The sequence below is a fragment of the Nonomuraea sp. NPDC003707 genome, assembly GCF_053587055.1.
In genome coordinates this window covers 56,360-71,740 of sequence record NZ_JBSFNK010000036.1, presented here as the reverse complement: position 1 = coordinate 71,740, position 15,381 = coordinate 56,360, and the positions used below count along the sequence as shown (strand labels likewise).

Annotated in this window: 15 protein-coding genes and 1 pseudogene; 7 read left to right on the top strand and 9 right to left on the bottom strand. The window is 69.8% G+C overall.

What is annotated here, in order from left to right:
* Window positions 1-99 precede the first annotated feature (99 nt).
* The 3 genes from ACWDRB_RS53635 (at window position 100) to ACWDRB_RS53625 (ending at window position 2,101) form a co-directional block, all read left to right on the top strand.
* Complete coding sequence (locus tag ACWDRB_RS53635) at window positions 100-693, top strand: exonuclease (RefSeq protein WP_449908228.1); 594 nt, start codon at window positions 100-102, stop codon at window positions 691-693.
* A gap of 46 nt (window positions 694-739) precedes the next feature.
* Window positions 740-1,216, top strand: a complete 477-nt coding sequence (locus tag ACWDRB_RS53630) for a hypothetical protein (protein ID WP_350737496.1) — start codon at window positions 740-742, stop codon at window positions 1,214-1,216.
* 132 nt (window positions 1,217-1,348) lie between these two features.
* Window positions 1,349-2,101 (top strand): hypothetical protein, encoded by a 753-nt coding sequence (locus ACWDRB_RS53625; RefSeq protein ID WP_449908227.1) that lies wholly within the window; start codon window positions 1,349-1,351, stop codon window positions 2,099-2,101.
* Here the strand turns inward: ACWDRB_RS53625 and ACWDRB_RS53620 are convergent.
* Window positions 2,098-2,958 (bottom strand): fructosamine kinase family protein, encoded by an 861-nt coding sequence (locus ACWDRB_RS53620; RefSeq protein ID WP_449908225.1) that lies wholly within the window; start codon window positions 2,956-2,958, stop codon window positions 2,098-2,100. The genes ACWDRB_RS53625 and ACWDRB_RS53620 overlap by 4 nt on opposite strands.
* Window positions 2,959-3,081: 123 nt before the next feature.
* Between ACWDRB_RS53620 and ACWDRB_RS53615 the strand changes: the two genes are divergently transcribed.
* Window positions 3,082-5,121: a cellulose binding domain-containing protein gene (locus ACWDRB_RS53615; RefSeq protein WP_449908224.1), complete on the top strand. Its 2,040-nt coding sequence runs from the start codon at window positions 3,082-3,084 to the stop codon at window positions 5,119-5,121.
* Between the two features lie 36 nt (window positions 5,122-5,157).
* Here the strand turns inward: ACWDRB_RS53615 and ACWDRB_RS53610 are convergent, their stop codons facing one another.
* Window positions 5,158-5,556 (bottom strand): DUF1761 domain-containing protein, encoded by a 399-nt coding sequence (locus tag ACWDRB_RS53610; RefSeq protein WP_449908223.1) that lies wholly within the window; start codon window positions 5,554-5,556, stop codon window positions 5,158-5,160.
* A gap of 123 nt (window positions 5,557-5,679) precedes the next feature.
* Here ACWDRB_RS53610 and ACWDRB_RS53605 point away from each other — a divergent pair.
* Window positions 5,680-6,894: pseudogene (locus tag ACWDRB_RS53605) on the top strand (amidohydrolase family protein); the annotation flags it as partial.
* A gap of 11 nt (window positions 6,895-6,905) precedes the next feature.
* Here ACWDRB_RS53605 and ACWDRB_RS53600 read toward each other — a convergent pair.
* From ACWDRB_RS53600 to ACWDRB_RS53575, 6 genes are all read right to left on the bottom strand, one after another.
* Window positions 6,906-7,829: a LysR family transcriptional regulator gene (locus tag ACWDRB_RS53600; protein WP_449908221.1), complete on the bottom strand. Its 924-nt coding sequence runs from the start codon at window positions 7,827-7,829 to the stop codon at window positions 6,906-6,908.
* A 140-nt stretch (window positions 7,830-7,969) separates the two neighbouring features.
* Window positions 7,970-9,178, bottom strand: coding sequence for an RICIN domain-containing protein (locus tag ACWDRB_RS53595; RefSeq protein WP_449908219.1), 1,209 nt, complete (start codon window positions 9,176-9,178; stop codon window positions 7,970-7,972).
* A gap of 124 nt (window positions 9,179-9,302) precedes the next feature.
* Complete coding sequence (locus ACWDRB_RS53590; RefSeq protein ID WP_449908217.1) at window positions 9,303-9,944, bottom strand: response regulator; 642 nt, start codon at window positions 9,942-9,944, stop codon at window positions 9,303-9,305.
* A 16-nt stretch (window positions 9,945-9,960) separates the two neighbouring features.
* Window positions 9,961-11,133, bottom strand: coding sequence for a sensor histidine kinase (locus ACWDRB_RS53585; protein WP_449908215.1), 1,173 nt, complete (start codon window positions 11,131-11,133; stop codon window positions 9,961-9,963).
* Between the two features lie 6 nt (window positions 11,134-11,139).
* Window positions 11,140-11,835, bottom strand: a complete 696-nt coding sequence (locus ACWDRB_RS53580; protein ID WP_449908214.1) for an ABC transporter permease — start codon at window positions 11,833-11,835, stop codon at window positions 11,140-11,142.
* A 137-nt stretch (window positions 11,836-11,972) separates the two neighbouring features.
* Window positions 11,973-12,881, bottom strand: coding sequence for an ABC transporter ATP-binding protein (locus tag ACWDRB_RS53575; RefSeq protein ID WP_364261200.1), 909 nt, complete (start codon window positions 12,879-12,881; stop codon window positions 11,973-11,975).
* A 549-nt stretch (window positions 12,882-13,430) separates the two neighbouring features.
* Between ACWDRB_RS53575 and ACWDRB_RS53570 the strand changes: the two genes are divergently transcribed.
* Window positions 13,431-14,048, top strand: coding sequence for a signal protein (locus tag ACWDRB_RS53570; RefSeq protein WP_449908211.1), 618 nt, complete (start codon window positions 13,431-13,433; stop codon window positions 14,046-14,048).
* Between the two features lie 87 nt (window positions 14,049-14,135).
* Entirely contained in the window at window positions 14,136-14,639 is a 504-nt protein-coding gene (locus ACWDRB_RS53565) for a DUF4265 domain-containing protein (RefSeq protein WP_449908209.1), read from the top strand.
* A 7-nt stretch (window positions 14,640-14,646) separates the two neighbouring features.
* On the opposite strand, the gene ACWDRB_RS53560 is transcribed toward ACWDRB_RS53565, so the two are convergent.
* Window positions 14,647-15,180, bottom strand: a complete 534-nt coding sequence (locus ACWDRB_RS53560) for a hypothetical protein (protein ID WP_449908207.1) — start codon at window positions 15,178-15,180, stop codon at window positions 14,647-14,649.
* Window positions 15,181-15,381: the final 201 nt, after the last annotated feature.

The window sequence follows — 15,381 nt, the reverse complement described above, 5'->3', positions numbered from 1 at the left end:
CACTAGGCTGCTCCTCGAGCACACCGCGTGCGGCCCCGCCGGATCCACCAGCCCCGTGTGCGGATGTGGTGCAGATGTCGTGCAGCTACGCTTTCCCCCGTGTCACGACTTCCTGAGCTTTATGTCGCCGTGGACGTGGAGGCCGACGGGCCGATCCCGGGCCCGTACAGCATGATCTCCCTGGGGATGGCCGTGGCCGGGCGGCCCGGCCTGACCTTCTACACGGAGCTGCGGCCGATCTCCGACGACTTCGTGCCCGAGGCGCTGGCCGTCTCGGGTCTTGACCGCGACCGGCTGCTGCGCGAGGCCCCCGCGCCCGAGGTGGCCATGGCGGCGGCCGCCCGCTGGGTCGACGGTCTGCGGAAGGTCGGCCGCCCCGTGTTCCTGGCCGCGCCCGCGGTGTGGGACGGGATGTTCGTGCACTGGTATTTCGTACGGTTCACCGGCAGGAGCCCGTTCGGGGTGACCGGCTCGGGTATCGACCTGCGCAGCTACTGGATGGGGCAGACCGGCTGCCAGTGGTCGGAGACGGGCAAGAGGACCATGAAGCGGCGGCTGGGCCTCGAAGGGCTGCCGCACACGCATCACGCCGAGGAGGACGCGGCGGAGCTGGCGCGGATGTTCGAGGCGGTCATTCTCACGAGATCTTCAGAATCCGCACAGGAAGCTCTGAGGGATCCCGGAGAGCGTTGAGGGGACCGGAGATTCCCCCCTCGCTCGTATCGGACGGTGGTCCCGCATGGCCTCGACCTCGACCTCGGTGAAGCCCGCTGCCCGCTCGACGGGCCGCGCGGTGGTGCGTCTCGGCCTTCTGGGGCTGGTCGCGATCGGCATCATGGGCGCCGCCCTCGAGCTCGCCTTCGAACGCCACTGGCAGAGCCCGGTGCAGCTGATCCCGTGGGTGGCACTGGCGCTGCTGGGGTTCGCGCTCGTGCTGCTCGCCCTGCGCGACACTCCCCGGGCGGTCACCGTCGTACGGGTGGTCGCGCTGGTCGTGCTGCTCGCGTCCGCGTACGGCGTCTTCATGCACGTGTCCGTCAACCACGGCGCGGGCGCGGCCGATCCCACGTGGGACACCCTCTCCCCGCTCACCCAATGGTGGTACGCGCTCACCAAGTCGGTCGGCCAGGCGCCGCCGCTCGCCCCCGGCATGCTCGCCCAGAGCGCGCTGCTGCTCTCGCTGGCCACGCTGACGTCCAAGACCGATCGTCCGTGAACGGCGGCTGAACGTTCCCGCATCGGAACCTTTCCCCCACCTTTCGCGTCACACCCAGACAAAGCGCGTGTGACTCGTGAGGCTGGTGAGGTTCGAGTGGCGTTAGGTCGTACATTCATAGCGGCGGTCGCGGTGGCGGCCACCGTGTTCAGTGCTGACGGGGCGGCGGCGAAGACGGAGCCCGCGCCCCAGGCGGAGCCCCGGCCGCCCGTTCCGGCGGTGGCCGTGTCCAGGCCCGTGTCCACGCCCGCCGCCGCCGTCGCGGCGGAGCCCGAGTGCGTCCGGATCAAGGGCGCGGAGGCCTGCGTGGGGCCGGACGGGAGCGACCGTCCGGGCATCACGATCGAGGACACGGCGAACGACGAGCTCCACGCCACCGTGGAGTATTACCTCAACGGTTACCTGGGCACCAAGTACGTCATCCACAACCTGGGGCGTAAGGGCGAGGTCCGGGGTAACCGAGAGATCGGGAAGATCGTGACGTTCCGGGCGGCGGTTTACGAGGGCAACCACCGGGTGCGGTTCGGGCGGTGGAAGACCGTCCGCAATATCACGAAATATCCGATCAAGCGGGAGACGCGGGTCACGACGGCCGCCGCGCGGTCCCGGTCCAAGGTGTGCACCTCCACGAAGGGCGCCTCCACCCTGTGCTTCAACGAGCGGAACACGGTCGTCTTCGCCTGTGACACGAGCGCCGACCAGTACCAGGCCCGCGCCGAGTACTTCATCGCCGGGGACCCGACCGCTCGGTTCGAGATCCACCAGCTGGCCGGGGTGAACACCTGCGGCAAGGCCGAGCACGGGGACCTCGCCGTCAGCATGTACCGCGCCTCGCTCTTCGACCACAACCGGCGGGTCGCCACCAGGCTGTACAAGTACAACTAGGCGAAGGGCCTGATGATCTCCCGTACGGCCTCGGCGGACTCCCTCGGGTTGTCGTCGTGGGCGAGGCTGCTCAGCAGCTCGCGCAGGTGGAACACCCGCATGCGGTCCCGCCAGCCGTCGGCCAGGTGCGCCGCGTCCGCGTACACCTCGAAGAAGCGGTCCGAGGCGGGCGGGCGGGGCGAGCACCAGAGCATGCTGAGGTCGGCCTCGGCCCAGCTGTAGGAGACGGCCGGGTCGATCAGCGCCGGGCCGCCCGCGCGGCCGGACAGGATGTTCTCGCGCCACAGGTCGCCGTGCGTCAGCACCGGCGGCCGTGGCGGGAGCAGGTCGGGCAGGGCGGCGCACAGGCGTTCCAGCGCCCGCCGCTCCTGCCGGCCGAACGCCGCCGCCACCAGCGGCTCCGGCAGCCAGCGCAGGATCCTGCGCTCGGCGAAGAACGCGTGGCCGTCGGCGTCCCAGGTGTTGTCCTGGCGCAGCCGCCCCAGCCAGCCGTCCCGGTGCCAGCCGAACCTGTCGGCCGCGGTGGTGGTGTGGAGGGTGGCGAGGGTGCGGGCCAGGTCCTCCCAGAAGCGCTCGTCGCCGTCGCGGCGCGGTGGCAGGGGTTCGAGCACGAGCAGGCCGGGGGTGGCCGCCAGCACCTCGGGCGTGGTGACGCCGCCCAGCTCGCGCAGTGCCCGCAGCCCCTCGGCCTCCACCTCGAACAGGCCGGGCACGGGGGTGCGCAGGGTCTTCGCGAACACGCGCGAGCCGTCGCGCAGGGTCGCCAGGCCGGCCAGCGCCACCACTCCCCCGCCGGCCGCCTCCGCGGACACGGCGTCGAACCCGGCCTCCCGCAGCCGTACGAGCAAGAGATCCACGATCGGCCCCCATGAAAGTTTCAACGGTGTTTGACGGGCGAGGAGGCGCACCTCATGATCATGATGCCTCCTGGTCAGGAGGAGGCGTCGAGTGAATTCCGCTATCCATGGCGAGGAACGCCGATGCCCACACCGCTGTTACGAGCCGCGTCCGCCCTCCTGCTGACGCTGACCGCCCTCAACGCCCCCGCGGCCTACGCCGACGACGTCACCCCGGTGGCGGTGACCGTCAACGCGCGTGCCGCTCTCGCCACCGTCCCCGGAACCGGCATCGGCTCCAACCATGCGATCTGGGACACCAATCTCGGGACCGACGAGACCGCCGACCGGCTCAAGGACGCCGGCGTGAAGATGCTGCGCTATCCCGGCGGGTCGTACTCCGACATCTACCACTGGGCCACCCACACCGCCCCCGGCGGCTACGTGGCGCCCAACACCGACTTCGACACGTTCATGCGCGGCGTCCGCCGTACCGGGGCGCAGGCCATGGTGACCGCCAACTACGGCACCGGCACCGCCGAGGAGGCCGCGGCCTGGGTCCGCCAGGCCAACGTCACCAAGGGCTACGGCATCAAGTACTGGGAGATCGGCAACGAGAACTACGGCAACGGCCACTACGGCTCCGCCTGGGAGGCCGACGACCACGCCGACAAGAGCCCGGCCGAGTACGCCCGCAACGTCGTGGCCTACGCGGACGCGATGAAGGCGGTCGACCCGACCATCAAGATCGGCGCGGTGCTGACCACGGCCGCCAACTGGCCCGACGCCATCACCGCCGACGGCGACAGCGGCACCTGGAACAAGGTCGTCCTCGCGAACGCCGGATCGAAGATCGACTTCGTGATCCTGCACTGGTACCCCGGCGCCCTCGACAGGGCCGGCCACGTGACCGACATGATCCAGCTCACCCGCCAGCAGCTCGCCAAGTACGTGGGGCCCGGCTCGGAGCGGATCGGCATCGCGATGACCGAGTTCAACACCGGGTCCAGCAGCAACGGCACCAACACCCAGCCCGGCGCGCTGGCCGCCGCCGACGCGTACGCGACGCTGCTGGCGAACGGGGTGTTCACGGTCGACTGGTGGAACGTCCACAACGGGATCGGCACCGTCACCCAGGTCGAGGGGCACACCGACTACGGCGACTTCGGCCTGCTGTCGAGCGGCACGTGCACCTCCGACAACAGCGTCTGCGAGCCGGCGCTCAACACGCCCTTCGCCCCCTATTACGCGCTCCAGATGGTGAGCAAGTTCGCCCGGCCGGGCGACCAGTTCGTCCGCGCCGCGACCGACCAGGCCAAGGTCGTCGCGCACGCCGCCCGCCGGCCCAACGGGGATCTGGCGGTCATGCTGATCAACACCTCGAACGACACGTCGTACCCCGTCGCGATCGACTACTCCGGCTACACCCCGGCGGCCGGCGCGCCGACCGTACTGACCCACACCAACGGCGCCACCGCCATCACCACCTCGACCGGCGGGACCGCGGCCGGCCAGACGCTGCCGCCGCTCTCCCTGACCACCCTCGTCCTGCACCCCGCCTCCCCGCAGACCGGCCTCCCCGGCGCCCCCGGCCAGCCGGCGGCCACGCAGGTGACGGACACGACCGCCACGATCTCCTGGCCCGGCGCCGCCCCCGGCTCGCGCCCCATCGCCAAGTACGAGCTCCACCGCCAGCACGGAGCCGTCAGCGAGCAGCTCGGCGAGACCTCCGGCACCTCGTTCACCGTGAACAACCTCAAGCCGGGCACCCGCTACACGATCAACGTGATCGCCCGTGACAGCGGCGGCGGCCTGTCGTGGGCCTCCCCGCCGCTGACGTTCACGACCGGCACTCCCGCCACCAGCTCCTGCTCGGTACGGCTGACCGTCACGACCGACTGGGCCAGCGGCTACGTCGGCGCCATCGACATCACCAACAACGGCGCCCCGGTCAGCGGCTGGACCCTGAACTTCGGCTGGCCCAGGTCGTGGCAGAGCCTGGGCAGCGGCTGGGGCGGCGTCTGGACGCAGACCGGGCCGGACGTGAAGGTCGTCAACGAGGCGGGCAACGGCGCGCTCGCCACGGGGGCCACCGCCACGGTCGGCTTCGTCGGCAACTACTCCGGCCCGAACGTCCTGCCCGCCGTCTTCACCCTCAACGGGTCCGTCTGCACGACCCGGTGACAGCGCGATCCGGGGCCGCTTCTGCGGCCCCGGATCTCAGGAGGTCGCGGGGCGCCAGGTGGAGAGGATGAACACCACCAGGAGGGTGGTCATGAGGGCATCGCCGACATGCAGGACGTACAGCCCCACCGGGTACGACTCGTGCAGGACGGAACCGGCGATCATCATGGCCTGGAACCCGAGCCACACCAGGAGCCCGAACCCCACGGCCTCGCGCCGCGTGCGGATCTGGAACCGGCTCAACAGCACGGCCATGACCAGCACCTCGATGAGGTTCCTCCCGAGCTGCCCCGCGAGCTCCCAGGGCTGCGGCGCGGCGGTGGCCACGCCGCGCAGCGACGCCCACACCCCGCCGAAAACCATGTAGTAGACGGAGCTCGCGACGAGCGTCGCCACCGCCGCGGCCCCTACGGCCCAGTAGTTGATTCTGTTCATGCCGGTCATTGTGGGCAGCCGCGCAGGAGGCGGACAAAGGCTATCTCCGCATGCCAGCGATGAGTCTGGCTCATCGATGGGGTGAGCGGTCCGTCGTTGTTCCGGCGCGGGCATCGGCGAACGATGAAGGGCATGAGACTCTCAGATCCCCCTTGCCGCCCCGGCCGTCTCTGGTTGACCAACGCCCGGCTGTTCGACGGGACCGGCGGCCCCGTCCGGCCGGCCGCCGGGATCCTCGTCGAGGACGGCGTGGTCAGGCTGGTCGGGCAGGCCGGCGACGGTGTGCCCGACGGGGCGGACATCGTCGACGTGGCGGGCCGTACCGTCCTGCCCGGCTTGATCGACGCCCACGCGCACGTGTTCGCGACGCCGCCCGCGCCCGCCGAGGGGGCCGAGCCGCTGTGGCCGGACGTGACCGCGCACTTCCTGGCCGCGCGGTTGCGGGAGACGTTGCGGATGGGGTTCACGACGCTGCGCGACGTCGGCTCGTATGACGACGCGGTCGTCACGGCGAGGCAGGCGATGCGGTACGGGGCCTTCCGCGGGCCGCGGCTGCTGACCTGCGGCCGGATCGTGTCGGCCACCGCTCCCGGCGGCCGGTTCTTCGACGGGATGTACCGGGAGGCGGACGGGCCGGACGAGGTGCGCAAGGCCGTGCGCGAGCAGGTGCGGCGGGGCGCCGACTTCATCAAGATCATGTCCACCGGGGCGCGCTCGGTCGAGCTGGAGGACCCTCGGCCCGCGCAGGTGACCGAGGAGGAGATGGCCGCGCTGGTGGACGAGGCGCACCGGCTCGGGTACCGGGTGGCGGCGCACGCGGAGGGCCTGCCCGGCACGGAGTTGTCGATCAGGCACGGCGTGGACACCGTCGAGCACGGCATGTACCTCCACCGGCGGCCTGACCTGCTGGACATGATGGCCGCGGCCGGGCAGATCCTCGTGCCGACGCTGTCGTGCTACTACGGCGTCGCGGGCCTCTCCGAGGGTCTCTCTGAGGGGGGCTCTCATGCGGCGTGGACGCCGCCGTTGGTGGAGCTCGCCGAGCACAACCTCGTCGAGGCCGGCCGTACGCTCGCCGCGGCCCGCGCGGCCGGCGTGCCGATCGCGCTCGGCCACGACTGGCAGCCGTTCTCCGACGCCGCCGTCGAGGTCGTACGCATGGTCCGGCACGGCATGAGCCCCGCCGAGACGCTGGTCGCGGCGACCGCCACGGCGGCCCGGGCCCTCGGGCTGGACGAGCACCTGGGCACCGTCGAACCCGGCAAGCTCGCCGACCTGGTCGTGGTGGACGGCGACCCGCTGGCCGAGCCGGCGGTGCTGCGTGACCGTACGCGGATCTGGCTGGTGTTTCAGCTCGGCGAGCCCGTGGCCGGCCAGGCGCTGGAGGCCCCGCTGAGCCGCCCGGCCACCTCGGCAAACGCGCGGACCGCCGCCGTCTCCCGCTCGGCCGCCCACACCAGCGCGCTCTCCGACGGCGGCAGCCCGCGCAGCGGGATCACCGACACCCCGGGATGGGTGTAGTAGTCGGACAGCGAGGCCACCGTCGGATGGACGATCTCACCGCGGGCCACCAGCGACAGCACCTCGATCATCCGGCCCTCCCGATGGCGGCGGCCGATCGGGCGCCCCGCCGGGGTCAGCGGCGGGTAGAGCGCCTCCAGCGTCTCGGCCGGGACCATTCCCTCGGCGTCGATCACGTGGTGGTCGCCGAGGTCCTCGGCGGTGGCGTAGCCGCGTTCGGCCAGCGGATGCCCGGCCCGCACCACCAGCGCGCGATCGTCACGCATGAGGACGGGGCCGACGACCAGGTCCGGGCGGCGGATCGGCAGCCAGTGGGCGACGACGTCCAGCTCGGCGCGGCGCAGCCGGCCCAGCGCCTCGCCGGGGAACGCCTCGTACACCACGACCTCGCAGCCCGGATGGGCCGTGGTGAACGCCCGTACGATCTCCGAGAACACCGGGCCGCCCGCGGCGAAGTTGAGCAGGCTGACCCGCAGCACGCCGGTGATCCCCGACGCGATCTCCCGGGCCTCGGCCAGGGCCAGGTGGATCTGCTCGAACCCCGGCCGCAGCCGGTCGCGCAGCCGCTCGCCCAGCGGGGTCAGCCGCACGCGGCGGGAGGAGCGCTCGAACAGCCGGCCGCCCACGCGCGTCTCCATGGCGCGGATGGTCTGGCTCACGCGTGACTGGGACAGGTACATCCGCTCGGCGGCCCGGCCGAAATGCAGCTCCTCGGCCAGCGTCAGAAAGATCTCGATCTCCCGGAGCTCCACCGGCTCCCTCCGTCCTCCCGGGGAGGACCAGACTAGGGAGTGACCGGCATCTTCGCCTAGCGCGCCTGTTGAGAGAGCGCGTTCTCATCAATTCCGGCATTTATAAAGGGCTCCTCCCTGGACGGGAGAAGCCCTTTACCCTAGGAGCGGGTCCACTTCTGGTTGGCGCTGCCCGCGCAGTCCCAGATCTGCAGCCGAGTGCCGTTGGCCGAGCTGGCGCCGGTCGCGTCGAGGCACCTGCCGGACTGGGGGTTGACGATCCGGCCGGTGCCGGAGTCGTAGGTCCAGCGCTGGGCGCCGGTGCCGTTGCAGTCGTACAGCTGCACCTTCGCGCCGTTGGCCGTGGCGCCGTCGGTGATGTCCATGCACTTGCCGAGCGCGCGTACCGAGCCGTCGGCGTTCCACGTCCAGCTCTGGGCGGCCGTGTTGTTGCAGTCGTACAGCTGGACGGCGGTGCCGTTGGCGGTGGCGGCGCCGGCCACGTCGACGCACTTGCCGCCGATACCGGTGATCCGGCCGCCGGAGCCGCTGGTGGGCGGGGCGTAGACGCGGACGTAGTCGACGGACATGGTCTGCGGGAAGGTCGTTGTGCCGTCGGGGTAGCCGGGCCAGTAGCCGCCGACCGCCACGTTCATGATCATGAAGAACGGGTGGTCGAAGACCCATCGGTTGCCGCCGAGGTCAGCCGGCGTCCGGCGCTGGTACTCGACGCCGTCGACGTACCAGATGATCAGGTTCGGGGACCAGTCGACGGCGAAGGTGTGGAACGCGTCGGCGAAGATGCCGCCGATCGAGTACGGGGCGCCGATGCCTCCGGAGCCGGAGTAACCGGGGCCGTGGATGGTGCCGTGGACGGTGCTGGGCTCGCGGCCGATGTTCTCCATGATGTCGATCTCGCCGCTGCCGGGCCAGCCGACCGGCCCGATGTTGTCGCCGAGCATCCAGAAGGCCGGCCAGATGCCCTGGCCGCGGGGCAGTTTCATGCGCGCCTCGAACCGCCCGTACGCCCTGGTGAAGGTGGCGGCGGTGAGCAGGCGGGCGGAGGTGTACTGGCAGGTGCCGTAGTGGCACTGGTAGTTGGCCGGGTTCTCGCGGCGGGCGGTGATCACGAGGCTGCCGGCGCCGTCCATGGCGGCGTTGCGGGTGCTGTCGGTGTAGTACTGCTGCTCGTTGTTGCCCCAGCCGCTGCCGCCGATGTCGAAGCGCCACTTCGACTGGTCGACGGCACTGCCCGCGGCTCCGTTGAACTCGTCGGACCAGACCAGCGGCCCGGGGGCGGGGGCGGCGCCGGCGGTGCCCACCAGCGGGGCGAGCAGCGCGACGAGAACGGCGCCGACGGTGAATAACACTCTGAAATGGGGGGTGCGGACCATACTGATTACCTCATCCGATCCACGGCTGTCGCTTTACGGAAACAATCCGGCAACATCACGCCCATTGTCAAGAGAGCGCTCTCTCGTGAGTGGACTTTGGTCAGCCGCTCTCGAGGGTGAGCAGGCCGCGGCGGAAGGCGACGGCCACGGCGGCCGCGCGGTCGTTGACGCCGAGCTTCGTGTAGATGTGCAGCACGTGGCTCTTCACCGTGGCCTCGCTGATGAACAGGCGCGTGGCGACCTCGCGGTTGGTGGCGCCGTCGGCGATGAGCTGGAGGACCTCCAGCTCCCGGGCGCTCAGCGGGTCAGCGGGCGCGCGGACCTGGCCGAGGAGCCGGGTGGCGACCGACGGGGAGAGTACGGCCTCGCCCCGCGCCGCCGTACGGACCGCGCGGACGAGCTCGTCGCGGCCGGTGTCCTTGAGGAGGTAGCCGGTGGCTCCGGCCTCGATGGCGGGCAGGACGTCCCGGTCGGTGTCGTAGGTGGTGAGTACGAGGACGCGGGCCGCGATGCCCAGCCTGGCGAGCTCCTTGATGGCCGAGACGCCGTCCATCCTGGGCATGCGGAGGTCCATGAGGATCACGTCGGGGTCCAGCGCCCGCGCGAGCTCGACGGCCTGCGCGCCGTCCCCGGCCTCGCCGAGCACCTCGAAGTCGGGGTCGCCGGCGAACATGCCGCGGATGCCGTCACGGACGATGGGATGATCGTCGGCGATCAGCAGCCGGATCGGGGCCTCACCCACGCGGGAATCGGAGATCTCAGGCACGCGCCACCGCCGGGACGCTCGCGGAGATCGCGGTGCCGAAGCCGGGCTCGGACTCGATCTCCAGCGTGCCCGCCACCCGGGTGACCCGCTTCCGCATCGAGATCAGGCCGAAGCCGCCGCCGTCGCTGACCCGCTCGGGGTCGAACCCGGCGCCGTCGTCACGCACGTCCAGGGTGACCACATCCTCCATGTACGACAGGGTCAGCCCGACCCGGGACGCGCCCGCGTGCTTGGCCGCGTTGGCGAGGGCCTCCTGCGCGGTGCGGAGCAGCGTCTCCTCGACCTCCGGATGCATGGGACGGACCGTACCAGTGATGGTCAGATCCGCACGTACCCCATTGAGCTCCCCCCACTGAGCGACGACCTCCGCCAGCGCGTCGGGCAGCGGCGCCGCCTCCAGCTGCCCCGGCCCCACCGCGTGCACGGAGCGCCGGGCCTCGGCCAGGCTCTCCCGCGCCAGCCGGATCGCGTTGTCCACGTGTCGCCGCCACTCCTCGGTCCGGTGCGCCGCCTGGAGTTGGGTGATGATGCCGGTGAGGCCCTGGGCGAGCGTGTCGTGGATCTCCGCCGCCATGCGCTGCCGTTCGTCGAAAACGCCTGCCTCGCGGGCTTGGACCAGCAGCTGAGCGTGCAGTCCGGCGTTCTCCTTCATGGTCGCTTCGAGCTGCGCCACCATCCGCTTGCGCTCGGCGCTCCGCTCGGCGGTGATCTCGCCGACGAAGCTGAACAGGCCGACCAGGGCCACGATGGCGGTGGTGAAGAACAGGAAGGCGAGGATCCCGGTCGGGGTGGGGTCGGGCAGGCCGCCGTTGTAGGTCGCGACGCTGATCGCCGCCGTGGCGGTCACCCCGGCGAACCGCCATTTCCCCTTCAGGTACTGCCACGAGTGGAGATATCCGGCGAAACCAAAGAAGCTCGCGAACCACACCCCCTGCGTACAGAGCGCTCCGATCAGCACCACCAGCCCGGCCACGTACGCCACGCCCCGGGGCACCAGCCAGATCCAGACGGCCGCGAGCGCGGCCAGGGCGAGCATGACCCACGGCCTGCCGCCCGTCTCGCCGGTCAGCAGGGAGAGCACTGTGGAGGTCCCGAGCAGGACGTACGGAGCGGCCGCCATCTGGCGCTCCAGCAGCCGCTCCCATCGGTCGAGCCGCCCGGTCATACCTCACTACTCCCAGCGGAAGAACTTGGCCGCGGCCATGCTGATGACCACAGCGTACGCGGCCATCACGGCGAGCAGCAGCGGGCTGGGAGCGCCGCCTTCCCAGACGTCCCGCAGGCTCTGCCGGAACGCGCCCAGAGGGGTGAACTCCCCGATGCGGGCCACGAAAGCGGGCATCTGCTCCGCGGGCTGCATGAGTCCGGCGAGGTAGGCCATCGGGAAGTACAGCAGGACCCCGATCCCGTTGGCGCTTCGGCCGTTCTTGGCCAGGGCCGCGATGAGCAGGCCGATGGCGAACATGGCCGCCGTACCGAGCAGGAAGACCAGCACGCCGGGCAGCACCTGGGTGGGCAGGTGGGCTTTCAGCACGGTGCCGGCGACCGTCACCAGCAGGGCGCATGCGGTCAGCGCGAGGACGAGTTGCAGGAGCAACTGGACCACCAGCATGTTCACCGGGCGTACCGGTGTGATGGAGAGCCTGCGCAGGATGCCGCGCTCGCGGTAGGTGGCCATGGTGGTGGGCAGCATGTACAGGCCCACGAGCCCCACGGCGATCGCCAGCGCCATCGGCAGGAGCACGGTGTCGCCCGGGTCGATCGAGCTTCCGAAGACGACCATGATGAACAGCGGGATGAGCAGCGAGAACATCGCTCCTGGTTCGCGGGTCAGCAGCTTCAGTTCGACTATGGCGAGCTTGGTCATGATCTTCCTCCGTCAGTGGATGAGACGTTCGGTCGTCGGCGGGTCACGCGTCCATAAGCCAGGACCTTCAGCGGCCCCGACGTCGGCGGACTTTGGACATAGGCGTGGTGAGGGGGCGGACATTCGGGAGACGGACGTCAGGGCCCGTCGAACGAACGGCCGGTCAGCGCGACGAACGCATCGTCAAGGGTGCGCTTGTCGATGCGCAGATCGCTGACCAGGACGTGGTGACGGGCGAGCTGCGCGGTGACCGCCGTGGCGAAGTCGCCCCTGCCCGTGACGACCACCCGATCCCCCGTCCTGTTCACGCCGGTCACCCCGGGCAGCCCACCCAGCTCGACCATGTCCCCCGCCATCAGCGTGAACCGCATCTGGTGCTCGGCGTCGATCCCGTCGACCAGCCCGGCCGGGGTGTCGAGCGCGACCACCCGCCCGCGGTCGAAGACGGCCACACGGTCGCAGAGCTCCTCCACCTCGTCCATGAAGTGGCTGACCAGCACCACCGTCACGCCACTCGCCCGGACCCGCTTGATCAGCTCCCAGGTGGTACGGCGAGCCTGCGGGTCGAGCCCCGTGGTCAGCTCGTCGAGGAACGCCACCCGCGGATTGCCCACCAGCGCCAGCGCGATGAACAACCGCTGCTTCTGCCCACCCGACAACTTCCCGAACCGGCCGTTGCGCTTGTCCGCCAGCCCCCACTCCTCCAGCAACTCCCGCCAGTCGCGCGGTTCGGCGTAGAAGGAGGCGTACAGGTCGAGCGCCTCCCACACCTTGATGTTCTCGGGGAGCTGCGTGTCCTGGAGCTGCACCCCGATCTGCTCACGCACCCCGGGCCCGTCCTTTACCGGGTCGAGCCCGAGCACCTTGATCGACCCGCTGTCGGCCCGCCTCAGCCCCTCCACACACTCCACGGTGGTGGTCTTCCCGGTGCCGTTCGGACCGAGGATGCCGAAGATCTCGCCCTCCTCCACGGAGAACGACACCCCATCCAGAACCGTCAGGTCCGCGTACTTCTTGCGGAGGTCTGTGACTTCGATGACTGCCATGGCTCAAGCATCGTTTTCCCGCCCCCGGACCGAATCGATCTGCCGGCCATGCTCCCCGGTGAATGCTGCTGACCCGAAAATCCACCGAACGGTTGATGCGCCTCCCTCATCCTCGGCCACTTGGCACCTTCTGCTCACCGCGTACGCGTCGGTTTCCCGAAGACCTCGATCCACTCGAACCTCAAGCCGACGACCACCTCACCCGTACCGGCAAGCGCCGGACCACCACCGTCGACAACCTCCCGGCCGGCCACATCCTCCGGGGCCAGGGCACGACCTGGAGAGAACTCGCGGACCACGCCGGGCGCTAAGCACATAGACGGACCATCATGGCCTTCCCCAGCGCCCATTCGGACCCCTCGACCAGTCGAAAGGACTTTCACCGACTCTTGCCATTTGATCGCCACCTCAGCCAGCTCGACGGAACAGCCACGAATCCAGAACAGCTCCCCCTTGGACATCCGCCCGCTTTGCAGTGCAGGCCATTTAAGACAAAATCGTCACAGCATGAGGTGATCGCTCTTTGCCGGCCGAGTCTATGATCTTCGCATGTCACTCAGATCCGCCATTCCGCTTCTGCTGGTCCTCGGTCTCGTCGCCGGCTGCGGGGTGGCCCAGGGCAGCGGCACGGACGGCATCGAGTCCTCGAAACCGAAGGTCGCGGCGTCGGAGAACATCCAGGGACGTTGGTGGACATGGGCGGCTTCCGAAGAGGAGAGCACGAACCCTGTGACGGACACAACCGGGGAGTTTTGCGACCGAAACCAGCCCGATGACGTGTGGTTTCTCGCTGGGACCTTCGGCGGCACCGTCAATCGGACGTGCAGAGTTCCCGCGGGACGGCCAGTGGTCTTCCCGCTGGTGAATCAGATTTGCACCGAGCAGCAATGCAAAAGGTTCATGGCCACGGCGACAGGCAAGGCGACTCTTGACGGCAAGGCGGTCACGCCAGAACGGATGGAAGACGACAACGTCACCGTGACACGTGTAGATGGCAATCCCATGAGCGGCGAGGAGGGAACCGCCACCTTCTACGCATGTGGCGTCTGGGTGCGCCTCCCATCGCTGAAGCCCGGCCGTCACAACCTGACTATCCGCGGCTCCTCCGGCAGCTTCCGCACAGGCGTCGACTACACGCTCATCGTCCAGCCCGACCAGCAAGCATGAGACATCTGCCGACCTTCCCCAGCACATTCGAACACTTCATTGCGGACCGGGATTCGCGACGAGCCTGGCCCTAAAGGACGAGTGGACATGATCTCTACCGCCCCTTCCGAACGTCTCCCCACCGCACCAGACCTGATCAAGGTGTGGTTCCAGTTCGTGCCCCGGCAAGGCTGGCTTCCCTACGACGCCGAAGGGCTCTGGGCCACGCGTCTGAGCGGGGACACCGCCCGTGTGGACAACGCCCCCTTCCTGCAGGACGGGGTCGCCGAGGGCGACGTAGTGCGCTTCGTCACCGACGACGAAGGGCTTCACTGGGCCTGCGAGCGGGTGGAAGCGTCGGGCAACTGCACGATCCGAGTCCTGCCGGTACCCGATGGACCGCTGGGACGCAGCGCACAGGCTGTGCACGAGCAGCTGGCCCCGTTGGGCCTGAGCGGGGAATCCTTCAGCTCGGAGCTCCCCTTGGTCGCCTTCACTGTGCCCGCTGACGCAGACCTTGGACAGATCAAGGCGCTGCTGACGCGAGGCCGAGCAGACGGCTGGTGGCACTTCGAGGAGTCCTGCATCACCGAGGCCTGGCGAAGCGCCTAACGGTCGATTATTCCCGGGCACTGTCGAACGGGTCCACGTTCCACAGCGCAGGCAGGTCGCTCCCGCAGAAGACGCAGACGAAGTCGTCCTCTCGCACGATGTTGCGCTCCCGACAGGCGAGGCAGCGCCGGAACACCACCTCGTTCGTGAAACCGGACGGACATCTCAGACCGGCCCGATCCAGAGCCTGAGCGACCGCCGGCCATGAGCTCGTGTCCGGGCAGTACCCGGTCGACTGGTTACTGACCTCGCCGACCACCCAGCGTCCGTCCTCACGGCTGAACCCGATCTCTCCGGCGCTCAGTACCGGGCTGCCGGCGGCACACGCGACATGCTCGCTGCGGCGTGGCGCCAGCCGCAATGTGCCGTCCGTGTCGACCACGAAGGTGAACGGCTCGGCCAGTTCCGCCGCCGACCTCTCCGCGACCCACCTGTCGAAGTCAGCCCCCGAACGGATGGAACAGCCTTCGCTACCAGGCCGGACCGCAGCCTTCACGTCGGCCGGTCCCACATACCGATAGATCCGCCCCCCACCGTCCACGCGAGCCAACTTAGGACAGTGCCGCCACAGTCCAGAAGGTGATCAGGACGAAAGCGAGGTAGGCGCGTAATCGCTGAGCAGGAACGCCCCCAGGATCTCAACCGTCACAGGCTTGCCGCTCTCCGTCGGCTCGACTCACGAAGACGCCCTCGGCATCAACGCAGCCCCCGAGCACCTGACCGCCCCCGCCGATCAAGAGGA